This is a genomic window from Bradyrhizobium frederickii, assembly GCF_004570865.1.
Lineage (GTDB): Bacteria > Pseudomonadota > Alphaproteobacteria > Rhizobiales > Xanthobacteraceae > Bradyrhizobium > Bradyrhizobium frederickii.
Genome location: NZ_SPQS01000012.1, coordinates 78,629 through 94,814 on the forward strand (window position 1 = coordinate 78,629; position 16,186 = coordinate 94,814).

The window sequence follows — 16,186 nt, forward strand, 5'->3', positions numbered from 1 at the left end:
GAAGGCTGGGTCCCGTCGAACCGGAGGCGGATCGGCTGCGACCCAAGCCATCGAAACCGAGACGCCCGGGATCACCGGGCGCGTTCAGCTGAGGGATGGCCATCATGATGGGGCAAGATCGCGCAACGCCGCGCGAGGCGGAGCAACGGAGCGACGGCGGCGATCAACGCCCCAGCCGCGTCGCCTCGGCCGGCGCGATGTCGCTGCAGTCCGGCCGCGGCTTCGAGGCCGCGCCGCAAGCCTTCGCGCGGCTGACCGGCTCGCATCTCGCCAAGCGCGTCAATCCGTGAAGAACTCGCCGCACTTCTGAACGTTTGCGTCTGCCGCTCCCCACGGCATGATCGGCACCGTCGAGGTCGAATTCTTCGGCGAACCCTCGATCAGCCTGTCCGAATAGACCATGTAGACCAGCACGTTGCGCTTGGTGTCGCAGCCGCGCACGATCTGCATCTTCTTGAAGAACAGCGAGCGGCGCCGGCGGAACATGTCGTCGCCCTGCTCCATCTTGTTCTTGAACTTGATCGGGCCGACCTGGCGGCAGGCCAGCGAGATGTCCGAGACCTCCTCGGCAAGCCCCAGCCAGCCCTTGAAGCCGCCCTTCTCCGGCACCGTGAAATGACAGGCGACACCCTCGACCTCGGGATCGTCGAGACCATAGGTCGCAAGCTTGTCGTTCGGGCTCATCCATTTGAACACGGTGGAGCGGCGGAAGATCAGATCGGGCTCGTCGGCAGCTTGGACCGACGCTGTCGGCACAGCCAAGGCCAGGAGGAATAAGGCGAGGCCTTTCAGGCGGATGCCGGCAAGACCAGGGAAACGAGATGACATGAAGTTCTCCGCTAACAAGTCCCCGCAATGTAGGAACGCGTCAGCCCGACAGGAAGACGACGCGCAGCCGGAGGTGGCCGCCGTTTACCGCTCTGTGAGGCTTTTTTGCTACGTCTTGAACAAATGTAGTCGACGGCAGAACCACCTTGGTGGTGAACGCGTAGTCCCTTTGCGAGACTAACGTCTGATTTGGATTATGGATTCGAGGATGAACAGCGTGAACGGGTCGGGTTTTTCCGCCAAGCCGGCGCGGCTCTGGCAGGTCGCCATTTTGACGGCGGCGGGTGCGATCGGCGCGACCAGCCAGGCAAACGCAGCATTCTATTATTGGACGGATTATTCCGACGGATCCTATTACCCCCGGCAGGACCGGCATCCCGAGATACCGCGCCAGAAGCCGCAGAAGCGCAGCGCGACCGGCAAGAAGGCGGTCGTCGCCGAGAAGGAAGCCGGCACCAAGCCGCAAGGGCCGCTGGTCATCGTCGTCTCGATCGACCGGCAGAAGGTCACGGTCTACGACACCAATGGCGTGTTCGCGGAATCTCCGGTGTCGACAGGCATGAAGGGCCATTCCACGCCGATGGGTGTGTTCAGCGTCATCCAGAAGCACAAGTTCCATCATTCCAACATCTATAGCGGCGCTCCGATGCCGTACATGCAGCGGATCACCTGGTCCGGCGTCGCCATGCATGCCGGCGTATTGCCGGGCTATCCGGCTTCGCATGGCTGTATCCGCATGCCGATGTCGTTCGCGATGAAGATGTGGAATTGGACCAGGATGGGCGCGCGCGTCATCGTCGCGCCCGGAGAGATATCGCCGCACAGCTTCTCCCATCCCCTGCTCGCCTCCGCGCGCGTGCCGCCACAGCCCGCCGCCAGCCTCGAGCCGCAGACCAATGTCGGCGACAAAGCCGACAAGGGCGCGGCGCCAACCAAAGCCGCCGAAGCCAAACCGACCGAAACCAAGACCGCCAGCGCCGACACCGTGCTCGACCTGCGCGCCTCCGTCGGCCACACCGTGATGTCGGATGTGACCACCGGCAATGCGTCCGTCCGCGAGGATGTCGCCGCCCCGGCCGAGGAGATAAGGACCGCCGAAGCATCCGATGCGGCCAAGCCTCAGTCGGACAGAGCCGCCAAGCCGGCGAACGAGGACAAGCCCGCCGACAAGGTCGAGGCCGTCAAGGCCGAGCCGGCCAAATCCGAACCGGCCAACGCGAACGCCGCGAAGACACCCGACGCACGGGCACCTTCGATCGCCGCCTCGTCCGACGCCAAGAAGGACGAGAGCCGCCTTGCCGAACCGGCGCCCGCGGCGAAGCCGGAAGCACCCAAGCGGGCCGGCCAGATCGCCGTCTTCATCAGCCGCAAGGATTCCAAGCTCTACGTGCGGCAGAATTTTGCGCCGCTGTTCGATGTCCCGGTCACGATCGCCACCAGCGACCGTCCGCTCGGCACGCATATCTTCACCGCCGAACTCGACAAGACCGATTCCAATGCGCTGCGTTGGTCGGTGGTGTCGCTGCCCGTGTCCGCCCGTGCCGCGGCACGCGAGGACGACAGCCGCCTCACGCGCCGCAAGGGTGGCGCTGCCGTGATCCCTGTCGCCGCCAAGCCTGTCACCGCCAAGCCCTTGGTCATCCCTGACAGCCCGGCCGAGGCCCTCGACCGCATCTCGATCCCCGCCGACACCATGGCGAAGATCAACGAGATGCTGACATCGGGCGGCTCCATCATCATCTCCGACCAGGGCATCAACCAGGGCGAGACCGGCGAAGGCACCGACTTCATCGTTCGCCTGTACTAACTGTCTCACCGCGTCCGATAACGCGGTGTTGACGAGGCGGGGCGCTGCCGCGGAGTAACATGCCCCTCGGATCATTTCGGGGGACGCCGTCATGGTGAACCGCAGGACCATGCTCACCGTGGCGCTGGCGGGCGCGCTCGCGCCGGCGACGCGCGTGTTTGCCGATGGCGGCATGAGCCGAATCTCGGCCTATGCCTTTTCTTTCGCCGCTTTGTCCGGCGACGACATCCGTCTCGCCGCGTTCACCGGTAAGCCGTTGCTGGTCGTCAACACGGCCTCGCTCTGTGGCTACACGCCGCAATATGCCGGCCTGCAGGAGCTCTGGAACGAGTTTCGCGAACGCGGCCTCGCCGTGATCGGCGTGCCCTCCAACGATTTCGGCGGCCAGGAGCCGGGCGGTACCAGCGAGATCGCGGCGACCGCGCATCACCAATATGGTGTTACCTTTCCGATCACGGCCAAGGCTGTCGTGGTCGGCACCAAGGCGCATCCCTTCTACAAATGGGCCGCCGAGGCGAGGCCTCGGGAGGTTCCGCGTTGGAACTTCCACAAATACCTGATTGGCCGCGACGGCTATATTGCCGACGTGTTTGCCTCGGCGGTCGAACCAACCGATACGCGAATCAAAACAGCCGTTGCCAAGGCGTTGGCCGCCGGTTGACGGGAGGCGCGCCCAATCGGATTGGGCACAATCGTGGCGAGATGCCAAACAGCCGTTGCAATGGCGATGGCCTACCATCTAGGCTACGATTGGTTTGGGGCAGGATGGTTGTGCCGGTGGCGAAAAAGCCGCGGCGGAACAACGGGATCAATCTCGAGGACAACACCATGCGCGTGGCGGCAGGACTGATTTTGGCAAGCGCGATATCTCTGGCCATGACCGGCGCGGCGTGGTCGCAGACCCCGGCAAAGCCCGCAGCCGCGACACAAGCCGCTCCGGCGGCAACGCCGGCCGCGGCGGCTGCCGCTCCGCCCGCGGCTCCCGCAGCAGCGGGGCCGGCGGCTTTCGTCAATCCGCCTCCGCCCAAGCAGGCGCCGCAACCGGCGCGCGCGGCCTGCAACACGCCGGGTGCGCTCGGTGTCGCCCGCACCGTCGAGATCGACACTACGGGCGGTCCGGGCTTCGGCTTCGAGCACTTCAAGGAGCTCGACTTCCTGCGCGACAAGGAGGTGGTGCTGACCTTCGACGACGGCCCATGGCCGCGCAACACGCCCGCAGTGCTGAAGGCGCTCGCCGATGAATGCACCACCGGCATCTTCTTCTCCATCGGCAAGCACGCGACCTACGAGCCGGAGATCCTGAAGCAGGTCTACAACGCCGGCCACACCGTCGGCACCCACACCTGGTCGCACGCCAATCTCAACAACAAGAAGCTTACTGAGGCACAGCGCAAGGAAGAGATCGAGAAGGGCGTTTCCGCGGTGAAGTGGGCGCTCGGCGGCATCTCGCCCTCGCCGTTCTTCCGCTTCCCGGCACTTCAGCATCCGCCGGAGATGGTCACCTATCTCGGCAACCGCAACACCGCGATCTTCTCCTGCGACATCGACTCGTTCGACTTCAAGGCCTCGAAGCCTGAGAAGGTGGTCGAGACCGTGATGAAGAAGCTCGATACCAAGGGCAAGGGCATCATCCTGATGCACGACTTCCAGAAGCACACTGCGGAAGCCCTGCCCGAGCTGCTCAAGCGCCTCAAGGCCGGTGGCTACAAGGTGGTGGCGATGCGCGCCAAATTCCCGGCGTCCTCCTTGCCGGAATACGACCAGGATCTGGGCAAGGACATCAAGCTGCCGACGGTGAGCCAGCGCCCGGTCAATTCCGTGGTGACGACCGTTTCCGAATAGACGGCCATTGTCTTTCCGTATCGAAGGCTACGTCATCGTCTCGGCGGACGGCATGCTTGCCGACGCCGGTCGCGTCATGCCCGACAGCCTGAAGTTCGAAGGCGACAAGCTGTTCTTCGAGCAGGCGCTCGACCGCGCCGCGCTGATCGTGCACGGCCGCAACTCGCATGAGCAGCAGCCTAACTCGCCGAATCGCAAGCGGCTGATCCTGACCCGCAAGATCAAGGCGCTCACCGTCGATCCGGAGCTGCCGAACGCGACGCTGTGGAATCCGGAACATGCGAGCTTCGAGGAGGCCTGCGCCTTTGCCGACGTCGCCTCCGGCATGGTCGCCGTCATCGGCGGCCCCGTCGTGTTCGACCTATTCATGGACCGCTACGACACGTTCTGGCTGTCGGAAGCCCCGCATGTGCGCCTGCCTGGCGGCGAAGGCTGTTTCGTCGGCGTCCCCCAGCGGACGCCGCACGAGGTACTGGCTTCGCACGGAATGAGGCCGGGCGCGCCGTATGTGCTCGACGCGGTGCATGAGGTGACCGTGACGGCGTGGCGGCCCGGCTAGCTCCCATCAAAATCGGTAAAACAACCCCATGCACAGTACCGGCATTATGACACCATTACGTATCCTGCCCGTATTGCACTGAAAATTGGTCCCGCCGCCGACCAGCGCAAAGCCGGCTAGCATATTTGCCGAGACCAATAATCGGCCCCGACGGCGGTGATGGCGCTATAGCCAACCTCTGTGGCGCTGCGTCAATACGAGCCGACCATTCCGAAACGCCGCATCAATAGACTGAGACAAAAGCGCAAAACTGGACGGCTTCGGCTCGAGGCTGTCGCCGCGCGGGCGCCAGGACTCCCGCGCAAACGAACCCTTTGCCTTCGCCGGATATCAACCTCCAGCCGGGCCTGCTTGGCCCGGCGCCGCCCTTCCCCGCTCCTTCACTGCCGATCAGAACGCGACCACGACCACCATGTGCGACGACGCTACGACGACAGGATCGACTGACGCCTCCGGGCTGGCTGCTGATGCAGCGCCGATTTCATCCCTGCTTCCGGCATTCGGCTTCCGCGCCGATCAGATGGAGGCCAATGCGAATGTCGCGGCGTGGCGGGAAGCTGTCGCCACGCTGTTCGACGTCGACGAACTCGCCGCCGACGAGCCGGGCCCGTTCCGCGCCGACATCAGCTCCTACGCCATGGGGCCGGTGCTGATCGGATTGAGCCGGGCCAGCGGCCAGCGCTTCCGCCGGACCGCCGAGACGATCGCGCGCAGCGGCGTCGACCACATCATTCTCCAGCTTTACGTCAGGGGTGGCTATGACGGCATCGCAGGCGATCGTCCGATCCGTGTGCGCGCCGGCGACATCTGCCTGTTCGACCTGGCCCAGACCCTGGAGACCAAGGCGACGGCCTTCGAGAATGTCACGCTGGTGGTTCCGCGCCCGATGTTCGGCACCCATCTCCTGCGGGTCGACGATTTGCATGGTCTCGTCTTGCCGGGCAGCAGCGTGATCGCGAGGCTGCTTGCCGGGCATCTCACCGCCCTGTTCGAATTCGCCCCGCGCATGAGCCTCGACGAATGCCAATCGGTGGTCGAGGGCACGGTCTCGCTGCTGGCGGCGTGCCTGCGCAACGAGCTCGAGCGTGGCGATCCCGACGCCGACCAAGCCGTCACGGCGGGTCCGTCCTTGATGCGGATTCGTCGATACATCGAGGCCGGCCTGGCCAGCGACGAGCTGTCGGCCGGCTCGATCGCGGCCCATTTCGGCCTGTCCCGGGCTTCCCTGTACCGGCTGTTCGCGCCGGTCGGCGGCATCGCCGACTACATCCGCAGCCGGCGGCTGCACCGCGCCTTCTTCGAACTCGCCAGTTCAGATGCGAGAACCTTGAGGATCAGCGAAGTCGCGCGGCGCTGGCAGCTCGGCACCGACGCGCATTTCACACGCTCCTTCAAGGCAGCCTATGGCATCACGCCGCGCGCCGCGCGCGAGGCCGCCCTTCTCGGTGTGCAGCGGGGCATGGACGGAACAAGCAACGCAACGATCTCGCGGTGGATGCGCGAGATCGCGCCCCCGCGTGCAGATTGATCCCTACACGTCCCCGTAGGCCGCCTCGGCCGGACGCGTTGTGCGGCCGTAGCCCATCAGCATGAACAATGCGCCGATGATCGAGAGGTTCTTCAGCGCGTCGACCACCACCTTCGCATTGTCGGGCGCCGCCTGGTTCCAGAAGTCGTTGAACAGTACGGTCGCAACCGCGACGTAGACGATCATCAGCATCGCGAAGAACCGGGCGCCGAAATTCAGCGCGATCATCAGGCCCGCGATGATCTCGAGCCCGCCGATCGCGATCGCCAGCAGCTGCGGCGTGGTCATGGCGGCGGCGGTCTCAATCTGCTTGGCGTAGGGCGCGACGATGTCGGGCACCACGACCTTGGTGGCGATGAAGTCGGCCGTCGCCTGGATGGCAAAGAGCTTGGTCGCGCCCGTGTAGATGAACAGCACGGCGAACAGAATTCGCCCGAAAGTCACGAACGCTGGCATGATCGGCCTCTTGGCAGCTCAAAGCGCGGGAATGCTTGGCAGGATTATGAAGAGTCGTGCGCCGGTTTACAAACGGGGAAATGGAGAAGTGCGAGGAATTCAAGGTTGGCGATCTCTTCCCTTCTCCCCTTGTGGGAGAAGGTGGCTCGCCGCGAAGCGACGAGTCGGATGAGGGGTATCTCTCGGCGTGGAAAGCTCGCGAGATTTCGACTCGCGGAGAGGACCCCTCATCCGGCGCTTCGCGCCACCTTCTCCCACAAGGGGAGAAGGAATTGCACCGCTAACGACGCGGAAGCCCGCCCCTACGTGAACAACGTCGGCTGCCGCGCAGCCCGCTCCTGGGCTTCGACCACGGCGACCGCCGTCATGTTCAGAATGCCGCGCGCCGTCACCGACGGGGTGAGGATGTGTGCGGGGCGCGCCGGGCCGACCAGGATCGGGCCGACGGGCAGCGCGTCCGCCAGCGACTTGATCATCTGATAGGCGACGTTGGCGGTGTCCAGCGTCGGCATGATCAGGATGTTGGCCTCGCCCTCCAGCTTGGAATGCGGCAGCACCATTTTTCGCGCGGCAGCGGAGAGCGCGGTATCGCCCTGCATCTCGCCGTCGGCCTCGATCTCGGGATGCTTGTCCTTCAACAGCTGGGTCGCCAGCCGCATCTTGCGCGAGGAATCGGTGTCGTAGCTGCCGAAATCCGAATGCGAGACGAAGGCGATCTTCGGCTTGATGTTGAAGCGTTGGACATGCACCGCGGCGAGCGATGCGATCTCGGCCAGCTCCTCCGCGCTCGGATTGGGGCGAACCTGCGTGTCGGCGATGAAGAAGGCGCCCTTGGTCGTGATCAGCAGCGCCAGCGCCGCGTAGTCGCTGATGCCGGGACAGAAGCCGACGATCTCGCGGACGTGGCGCAGATGGCTCATATAGCGGCCCTCGACGCCGCACAGCATGGCGTCCGCCTCGCCGCGCGTGACCGCGAGCGCGGCGATCACCGTGTTGTTGGTGCGCACCACGGTGCGGGCCGCGTCCGGCGTCACGCCGCGGCGGCCGGCGACCTCGACATAGGACTGCACGTAGGAACGGTAGCGCGGATCGTCCTCGGGATTGACGAGGTCGAAATCCTTGCCGGCGCGGATCGAGAGGCCGAAGCGCTTGATGCGCGCCTCCACGACCGAAGGACGGCCGACCAGGATCGGCCGCGCCAGGTTCTCCTCCAGCACCACCTGCGTGGCGCGCAGCACGCGCTCGTCCTCGCCTTCGGCGTAGATCACGCGCACCGGCTGGGTCTTGGCCTTGGCGAACATCGGCTTCATGACGAGGCCGGAGCGGAACGCGAAGCGCATGAGCTGCGCGGCATATTCGTCGAAATTGGTAATGGGACGCGTCGCGACGCCGGACTCCATCGCCGCCTTCGCAACCGCCGGCGCCACGCGTAGGATCAGCCGCGGATCGAACGGGCTCGGGATGAGCGAGCCCGGACCGAAACCGCCCGCCTCGTTGCTCTCGACGCCCAGCGCCACCGCATCCGAGGGCGCCTCGCGCGCGAGCTGCGCGATGGCTTCGACCGCAGCGTGCTTCATCTCCTCGTTGATCGCGGTGGCGCCGACGTCGAGCGCACCGCGGAAGATGAAGGGAAAGCAGAGAACGTTGTTGACCTGGTTCGGATAATCGGAGCGCCCGGTGCAGATCATGGCGTCGGGCCGCGCCTTCCGCGCCTCCTCCGGCATGATCTCCGGCGTGGGATTGGCGAGCGCCATGATCAACGGCTTGTCCGCCATCGCTTTCGCCATCTCCGGCGTCAGCACGCCCGGTGCCGAGAGACCGATGAAGATGTCGGCGTCGCCGATGACGTCGCCGAGCGTGCGCTTGTCGGTCTTCTGCGCATAGACCGCCTTCCAGCGGTCCATCGTGGTATTGCGGCCCTCGTGCACGAGGCCGTCGATGTCGCAGACCCAGATGTTCTTGCGCTGCGCGCCCATCGACACCAGGAGATTGAGCGTCGCGAGCGCCGCGGCCCCTGCCCCGGACGCCACGATCTTGACATCGGACAGCTTCTTGCCGTTCAGCCTGAGCCCATTGGTGATGGCAGCGGCGACGATGATGGCGGTGCCGTGCTGGTCGTCATGGAAGACCGGGATCTTCATGCGCTCCTTCAAGCGCGTCTCGATCTCGAAGCACTCAGGTCCGCGGATGTCCTCCAGATTGATGCCGCCGAAGGTCGGCTCGAGCGCCGCCACGGTCTCGACCACGCGGTCGATGGTGTCGGCGGCAATCTCGATGTCGAACACGTCGATGCCGGCGAACTTCTTGAACAGGACGGCCTTGCCCTCCATGACCGGCTTGGAGGCCAGCGGGCCGATATTGCCGAGACCGAGCACCGCGGTACCGTTCGAGACCACGGCAACCAGATTGGCGCGGGTGGTCAGCGTGGCGGCTTCGGCCGGATTCTTGGCGATCTCGGTGCAGGCCGCGGCAACGCCCGGCGAATAGGCCAGCGCGAGGTCGCGCTGGTTGGCAAGCGGCTTGGTCGCCTGGATCTCGAGTTTGCCGGGGCGCGGCAGACGATGGTAGGCGAGCGCCGCCTGGTGGAGATCATCAGAATAGGACGACATGCGTTGTCTCGCCTCGCGTTACCGGCCTCAAAATGCACGATCCGGGGCCGCTGTCCAAGCGAACCGAATTTCCGGGTCATGGAAACGGGATGAAGCACGCCGGCCGCCCCGGTGGCAACATCCGAATGCGCGCCCATCAACAGGGCGTGCAGTCAAATGTTTGAAAACCATAGCTTTCCCTGGACCGCGCGGCGTTTCGCGAATATGGCAGGTTGCGCGGTGCGAAACGAGCAACTGGAGCTGGGAATGAAGCGAATCCTGATCGGCCTGATCGTGGCAGCCGCGCTCGGCGCAGGCGGATGGCTCGGCTTCAATCTCTATGTCCAGCACCGGGCGACCAGCGAGGTCGAGGCGGCCTTCGAGCGGCTTCGCGCTGGTGGCAGCAAAGCCAGCCACGGCAAGATCACGTTCGCGCTCGCGACCCGGACGCTGACGATCGAGGACATTGCGGTCGAGCCTGCCCAGCCGCAGTTCGCCACCTTCAAGGTCGCCAAGATCACGGCCGTCGGTGTGCACCAGCCGGACGAGGCCCGTTTCTCGGCCGACAGCATCGAGGCGTCAGGGGTCGAGCTCGGCTTCACATCCACCGAGCGGATAACCGTGAAGGCGAACTACAAGATCCCGCAGATCAGCGCGCGAGATTTTTCCGGCTCGACCCGCGTAGCCGGCACGCCGGTGGCCGGCTCGATCATCGATATGTACCGCTTCATCCTCGCGCAATACGGGACGATCTCGGCGTCGGAGATCGCGGTGCCGACCCTCGCGGTCAACGTCGATGCGGGCAGGAATGCCGGCAGCGGTGATTATGTCTATTCAGGTCTATCGGTCCAGAACGTCAACCGGGGCAAGATCGAAACGGCGAAGATGGACCGCGTTACCTATACGATCGACCTGGCCCAGCCGGGCAAGCCCGCGAAGATGACCGGCGAAATGTCCGGTCTGGCCATCTACGATTTCGACGCAACCGCTGTGAGGGCCGCGCTCGATCAGCAAGGATTGAACGACGATAATTTTCACAGGATCTATCGGCGCATCTCGGTCAACTCCTATGTCGTGACGGCGGCGCCCGGCATGCGCATGCAGGTGGACGGCTTCACCTTCGACGACATTGCCATCCGGCCCTCGAAATTCCGGCCGGCCGAGATCATCGCGCTGGTGCCGGCTGACGGCGCGATCCCAACGCCGGCGCAGTCGCGCGACATGATCGCGAGAGTGGCTGACTTCTTCGAAGGCTTTCAGATCGGCAAGGTCGAAATCGGCAAGCAGACGGTCGAGACGCCGCAAGGAACGGGGCGGCTCAGCGCCGTCAAATACGGTCAGGACAAGGTCGCGCTGGAAGGCCTCGACATGCCGCTGCCGCAGGGGCAGCTCAAGATCGAGCGCTTCGCGCTGAAATCCTTCAGCGCGTCGAATCTGATGCGCTGGGCGGCGAGCCTCCAGACGTCCGGACAGCCGCCCTCGCCGGATCAAATGCTCGGACTGTTCCGCGTGCTCGAAGGCGCCGAGATCAAGGGCGTGGTCGCGCCCTACAAGAATACGCGGCAGCTATTCACCGTCGACACGATCAGCCTGAACTGGGGCCAGCTGGTCGGCTCGATCCCGAGCAGGGCCAATCTGGTCGTCAAGATGGTCACGCCGACCGATCCTGCCAATCCGGCGCTGCAGCCGCTGACCATGGCCGGCATCGACAAGCTCGCGATCGACCTCGATCTCGGCGCCGGATGGACGGAATCGACAGGCGCATTTGCGCTTGCGCCCGCCACCATCGATCTCGGCAGCCTCGCCAGGGCACAGGCCCGCCTCGCGCTCGCCAACGTGCCGCGCGGCCTGTTCACCACCGACCCGGTGCAGGCGATGAGCCAGGCGGCGCAGGTCGAGACCGGTGCGTTCGAGCTCTCGCTGCGCGACAGCGGCGTGGTCGATCTGGTCGTGGCGCAGTTCGCGCGCATGCAGAATGTCAGCCGGGACACCGCGCGCAGCGCCATCGTCGAGATGATCCGGGCGCAGGGCGAGAAGATCGCGGGGTCCAGCGTCGATGCCAGGGGCGCGGTGGCTGCGCTCGCCGGCTTCGTCGAGACGTCAGGACAGACGCTGACCCTCAAGCTCACGCCCCGCGCCAAGGTGCCGCTGATGCAATTGATGCAGCTGATCCAGACCGCCCCGGACAGCGCGCTGGCCCAGTTCAGGATCGAGGCGTCGACGGGGCTGTAGGAGGCGAGTGAGGAGCGCACGCCTTTACCGCCGTCATGGCCGGGCTTGTCCCGGCCATCCACGTTCTTTCACGCAGCTGAAAAGACGTGGATGCCCGGGACAAGCCCGGGCATGACGAAATTGGAGCGGCTGGCTCGCGCCTTAGGAGCAGCGCCCCACGCCTCACTTCTGCGGCAGGTTCACCCGCACATGCAGCTCGCGCAGCTGCTTGGTGGTGGCTTCCGACGGGGCGCCCATCAAGAGGTCCATGGCCTGCTGGTTCATCGGGAACAGCGAGATCTCGCGCAAGTTCGTAGTGCCGCACAGGAGCATCACGATGCGGTCGACGCCCGCGGCCATGCCGCCATGCGGCGGCGCGCCGTACTGGAAGGCGCGGTACATGCCGCCGAAGCGGTCGACCACTTCCTGCTCGCCGTAACCTGCGATCTCGAACGCCTTCACCATCGCTTCCGGCACGTGGTTGCGGATGCCGCCCGAGGCGATCTCGTAGCCGTTGCAGGTGATGTCGTACTGGAACGCCTTGATGGTCAGAGGATCCTGGCCCTTCAGCGCCTCGAGGCCGCCTTGCGGCATCGAGAACGGGTTGTGCGAGAAGTCGACCTTCTTGTCGTCCTCGTTGTACTCGTACATCGGGAAGTCGACGATCCAGGCGAGCTCGAACCGTTCCTTGTCGGTAAGGTTTAATTCCTCGCCGACCTTGTTGCGGGCCAGCCCTGAGAACTTCCAGAACTTGTCGGGATCGCCGGCGACGAAGAAGGCGGCATCGCCTTCCTTGGTGCCGAGCTGCGCGCGGATCGCGGCGGTGCGCTCGGGACCGATGTTGTTGGCGAGAGGACCTGCACCCTCGCCGCCCTCGCGCCACATGATGTAGCCGAGGCCGGGCTGGCCCTCGCCCTGCGCCCACGAATTCATGCGGTCGCAGAACGCGCGGCTGCCGCCGCCCGGAGCGGGAATCGCCCAGACCTGGTTCTTGGGGTCCTCGAGCATGCGCGCGAACACCTTGAAGCCGCTGCCGCGGAAGTGCTCTGAGACGTCCTGCATCTCGATCGGATTGCGCAGGTCCGGCTTGTCGCTACCGTATTTGCGCAAGGCTTCGGCGAACGGAATCCGGCGCCAGCCCTTGGTGACCGGCTTGCCTTTGGCGAACTCCTCGAACACGCCGGTGATAACAGGCTCCATCGCGGCGAAGACATCCTCCTGCGTGACGAAGCTCATCTCGACGTCGAGCTGGTAGAACTCGCCCGGCAGACGGTCGGCGCGCGGGTCCTCGTCGCGGAAGCACGGCGCGATCTGGAAGTAGCGATCGAAGCCCGACATCATCAGCAGCTGCTTGTATTGCTGCGGCGCCTGCGGCAGCGCGTAGAACTTGCCGGGATGGATGCGCGAGGGCACCAGGAAGTCGCGCGCACCTTCCGGCGAGGACGCGGTCAGGATCGGAGTGTTGAACTCGAAGAAGCCCTGCCCCTCCATGCGCCGACGCATCGACTTGATGATCTCGATGCGCGTCATGATGTTCTGGTGCAGCTTCTCGCGGCGCAGGTCGAGGAAGCGATACTTCAGGCGGATGTCTTCGGGATATTCCTGGTCGCCGAACACCGGCAGCGGCAGGTCGCCGGCCGGGCCCAGCACCTCGATCTCGCTGACATAGACCTCGACCTTGCCGGTCGGCAGGTCGTCATTGTCGGTGCCCTCAGGGCGGCGGCGGGCCTTGCCGTCCATCCGCACCACGAATTCCGAGCGCAGCTTCTCGGCCAGCGAGAACGCCGGCGAGTCCGGATCGACCACACACTGGGTCAGGCCGTAATGGTCGCGCAGGTCGATGAACAGCACGCCGCCATGGTCGCGAACGCGATGGACCCAGCCCGACAGGCGGACCGTCTCGCCGATATTGCTCTCGCGGAGCGCGCCGCATGTATGTGACCGGTAGCGATGCATGGTCGTCCCAAAATCAATGTCTGAAGGATAGCGAATCGAACCGCCTGTCATGGCCGGTCCGAGATTGCGGCAGGGTTTACCCGACGAGGCCCAAGGCGGCAACCAAGGGAACGGGGTGTTTTGGACCCGAATGGGCCATTTTTGGCTTATCAGAGCCCAAGCCTTTTCAGACGCCAAGCCTCTTCAGCCAAGGCTTTTCAGATGCCAAGCCTTTGCCGACAGGCGTTCCAGCCCTATCTTGAACCCATGACGGTGCATTTCCCCTTCCAGAACTCCTATGCGGCGCTGCCGGACAGCTTCTTTGCCCGCGTCGCGCCGACGCCGGTCGCCGCTCCCCGGCTGATCAAGCTGAACCGGCCGCTGGCGGTCCAGCTCGGGCTCGATCCTGACCTGCTGGAGACGCCGGAAGGCGCGGCGATCCTGGCCGGCAAGACGGTTCCCGAAGGCGCCGATCCCATCGCCATGGCCTATGCCGGGCACCAGTTCGGGCATTTCGTGCCTCAGCTCGGCGACGGCCGCGCCATCCTGCTCGGCGAGGTCATCGACAGGGAGGGCGTCCGCCGCGATATCCAGCTCAAGGGCTCCGGTCCCACCCCGTTCTCCCGCCGCGGCGACGGCCGCGCAGCGCTCGGGCCGGTCTTGCGCGAATACATCGTCAGCGAGGCGATGTACGCTCTGGGCATTCCGACCACGCGCTCGCTCGCCGCCGTCGTCACCGGCGAGCACGTCATCCGCGAGACGGCGCTGCCCGGCGCGGTGCTGACGCGCGTCGCCTCCAGCCACATCCGCGTCGGCACCTTCCAGTTCTTTGCCGTCCGCCGCGACACCGAGGCGATCCGGCGGCTCGCCGATCACGTCATCATCAGGCATTACCCGGAGCTGCGTGCCACGGAGCGGCCCTATCACGATCTGCTCGCCGCCATCGTCGCGCGCCAGGCCGAACTCATCGCGCGCTGGCTGCTGGTCGGCTTCATCCATGGCGTGATGAACACCGACAACAGCTCCATCTCCGGCGAGACCATCGACTACGGCCCCTGCGCCTTCATGGACGCCTACAATCCCGCGCAGGTGTTCTCCTCGATCGACGAGATGGGCCGCTACGCCTATGCCAACCAGCCGCGCATCGCGCTTTGGAATCTGACGCGCCTCGCCGAATGCCTGCTGCCGCTGTTCTCCGACGAGCAGGAAAAGGCGGTCGCGCAAGCCCAGGACATTCTCGGCGCCTTCTCGGACCAGTTCAGCGCCGCCTATCAGGCCGGCCTGCGCAGGAAGGTCGGCCTGTTCACGATGCGCGACGGCGACGAGGCGCTCATCCAGGACCTGCTCGATGCCATGGCCAAGAACCAGGCTGACTTCACCCTCACCTTCCGCAAGCTCGGCGATGCCGCGGCCGATGATGGCGGCGACGTGCGCGCCCAGTTCATGGAGCCCGCAGCCTTCGACGAATGGGCCGGACGCTGGCGCGCGCGCATCGCGCTGGAGCCGCAGAGCGCAGCCGAGCGGCAGGCCGCCATGCACGCCGTCAATCCCATGTTCATCCCGCGCAACCACCGCGTCGAGGCCGTGATCCAGGCCGCGGTGAACGACGACAATTACGCGCCGTTCGAGGAACTGGTGCAGGTGCTGGCCAAGCCGTTCCAGGACCAGCCGGACTACGCCGCCTACGCCGATCCGCCGCTGCCGGACCAGCGGGTATTGCAGACGTTCTGCGGGACGTGAGGCGAGGTCGGTGTGTAGGGTGGATTAGCCGAAGGCGTAATCCACCACATCTCCCGATGGCCGCAAGAGAGTTGGCCCGCGCTCCGCTCGCCCGTTCTGCAAGCTGGCGCGGTCATCAGGATCTCTCCCCGAACTCACCTTCAATCTTCGCGTCCCCACCCCAATCCTCCGGAAGCAATCCGGCGCGGACATCGCGGTGAAACGAAGAGTACGGCCAGTCGCACACCTTCGAGACGTGCCCGTGCTTGACGGGATTGTAATAGCAGTATTCGAAGTGGCGAGCGTAATCGTTCTCGTCGCGAATGAGATGCTCCCAGAATCGGCGCTGCCAGATGCCGCGCTCGTTCCGCGCGGCACGGACGGCGCTCAGTCGCTCATTGGCCGGGAGCGCCTTGGCAAAACGCGTCTTGATCAGGCGCCAACGCATGGAAAAAATCGGCATCGCCCGGCGGCAGTTGCCAAATCGCGTGCAGATGATCAGGCAGAACCACAAACGCATCGATGGTGAACGGATGGCTTCGGCGCGTAGCTGCGACCGCCTCTCGTAAGACTTCGATCTGATCGGTCAGCAGGGCCTTCCGCCGATCCAGCAGGTTCACAGTGAAGAACCAGCAGCCTCCGGGGACGAACGCGCGGCGGTAGTCGGACATTTGCCTCCAATAGCACAACTTGAAGTTGGCTCACAGTGGTGG

12 protein-coding genes and 1 pseudogene are annotated in these 16,186 nt (G+C 65.1%); 8 read left to right on the forward strand and 5 right to left on the reverse strand.

Annotated elements, in window-relative coordinates:
* The first annotated feature begins 104 nt into the window (after positions 1-104).
* Positions 105-290, forward strand: a complete 186-nt coding sequence (locus tag E4K64_RS21620; protein ID WP_167772170.1) for a hypothetical protein — start codon at positions 105-107, stop codon at positions 288-290.
* Here E4K64_RS21620 and E4K64_RS21625 read toward each other — a convergent pair.
* Positions 280-828, reverse strand: a complete 549-nt coding sequence (locus tag E4K64_RS21625; protein ID WP_135165339.1) for a CreA family protein — start codon at positions 826-828, stop codon at positions 280-282. The two genes, E4K64_RS21620 and E4K64_RS21625, sit on opposite strands and share 11 nt — an antisense overlap.
* 208 nt (positions 829-1,036) lie before the next feature.
* On the opposite strand from E4K64_RS21625, the gene E4K64_RS21630 reads away from it, so the two are divergent.
* From E4K64_RS21630 to E4K64_RS21650, 5 genes are all read left to right on the forward strand, one after another.
* Positions 1,037-2,635 carry a L,D-transpeptidase gene (locus E4K64_RS21630; RefSeq protein WP_167772171.1) on the forward strand — a complete coding sequence of 533 codons (1,599 nt, stop codon included), beginning with the start codon at positions 1,037-1,039 and terminating at the stop codon, positions 2,633-2,635.
* Between the two features lie 91 nt (positions 2,636-2,726).
* Positions 2,727-3,296, forward strand: a complete 570-nt coding sequence (locus tag E4K64_RS21635) for a glutathione peroxidase (protein WP_135165341.1) — start codon at positions 2,727-2,729, stop codon at positions 3,294-3,296.
* Positions 3,297-3,463: 167 nt separating this feature from the next.
* Positions 3,464-4,477 (forward strand): polysaccharide deacetylase family protein, encoded by a 1,014-nt coding sequence (locus tag E4K64_RS21640; protein ID WP_135165449.1) that lies wholly within the window; start codon positions 3,464-3,466, stop codon positions 4,475-4,477.
* A 7-nt stretch (positions 4,478-4,484) separates the two neighbouring features.
* Positions 4,485-5,036 carry a dihydrofolate reductase family protein gene (locus E4K64_RS21645; RefSeq protein ID WP_167772172.1) on the forward strand — a complete coding sequence of 184 codons (552 nt, stop codon included), beginning with the start codon at positions 4,485-4,487 and terminating at the stop codon, positions 5,034-5,036.
* Between the two features lie 412 nt (positions 5,037-5,448).
* Positions 5,449-6,564: a helix-turn-helix domain-containing protein gene (locus E4K64_RS21650; protein WP_135165342.1), complete on the forward strand. Its 1,116-nt coding sequence runs from the start codon at positions 5,449-5,451 to the stop codon at positions 6,562-6,564.
* Positions 6,565-6,567: 3 nt separating this feature from the next.
* On the opposite strand, the gene E4K64_RS21655 is transcribed toward E4K64_RS21650, so the two are convergent.
* Complete coding sequence (locus E4K64_RS21655) at positions 6,568-7,020, reverse strand: DoxX family protein (protein ID WP_135165343.1); 453 nt, start codon at positions 7,018-7,020, stop codon at positions 6,568-6,570.
* Positions 7,021-7,322: 302 nt separating this feature from the next.
* A complete protein-coding gene (locus E4K64_RS21660; protein ID WP_135165344.1) occupies positions 7,323-9,629 on the reverse strand; it encodes an NADP-dependent malic enzyme in 2,307 nt (768 codons plus the stop codon).
* 246 nt (positions 9,630-9,875) lie between these two features.
* Between E4K64_RS21660 and E4K64_RS21665 the strand changes: the two genes are divergently transcribed.
* Positions 9,876-11,840: a hypothetical protein gene (locus tag E4K64_RS21665; RefSeq protein WP_135165345.1), complete on the forward strand. Its 1,965-nt coding sequence runs from the start codon at positions 9,876-9,878 to the stop codon at positions 11,838-11,840.
* Between the two features lie 162 nt (positions 11,841-12,002).
* Here E4K64_RS21665 and aspS read toward each other — a convergent pair whose 3' ends face one another.
* Positions 12,003-13,775, reverse strand: coding sequence for an aspartate--tRNA ligase (aspS, locus tag E4K64_RS21670; RefSeq protein ID WP_135165346.1), 1,773 nt, complete (start codon positions 13,773-13,775; stop codon positions 12,003-12,005).
* 246 nt (positions 13,776-14,021) lie between these two features.
* Here aspS and E4K64_RS21675 point away from each other — a divergent pair, with 246 nt between their 5' ends.
* A complete protein-coding gene (locus tag E4K64_RS21675) occupies positions 14,022-15,494 on the forward strand; it encodes a protein adenylyltransferase SelO (protein WP_135165451.1) in 1,473 nt (490 codons plus the stop codon).
* A gap of 115 nt (positions 15,495-15,609) precedes the next feature.
* Here E4K64_RS21675 and E4K64_RS21680 read toward each other — a convergent pair.
* Positions 15,610-16,144 (reverse strand): annotated as a pseudogene (locus tag E4K64_RS21680) (REP-associated tyrosine transposase).
* Between the last annotated feature and the right edge of the window lie 42 nt (positions 16,145-16,186).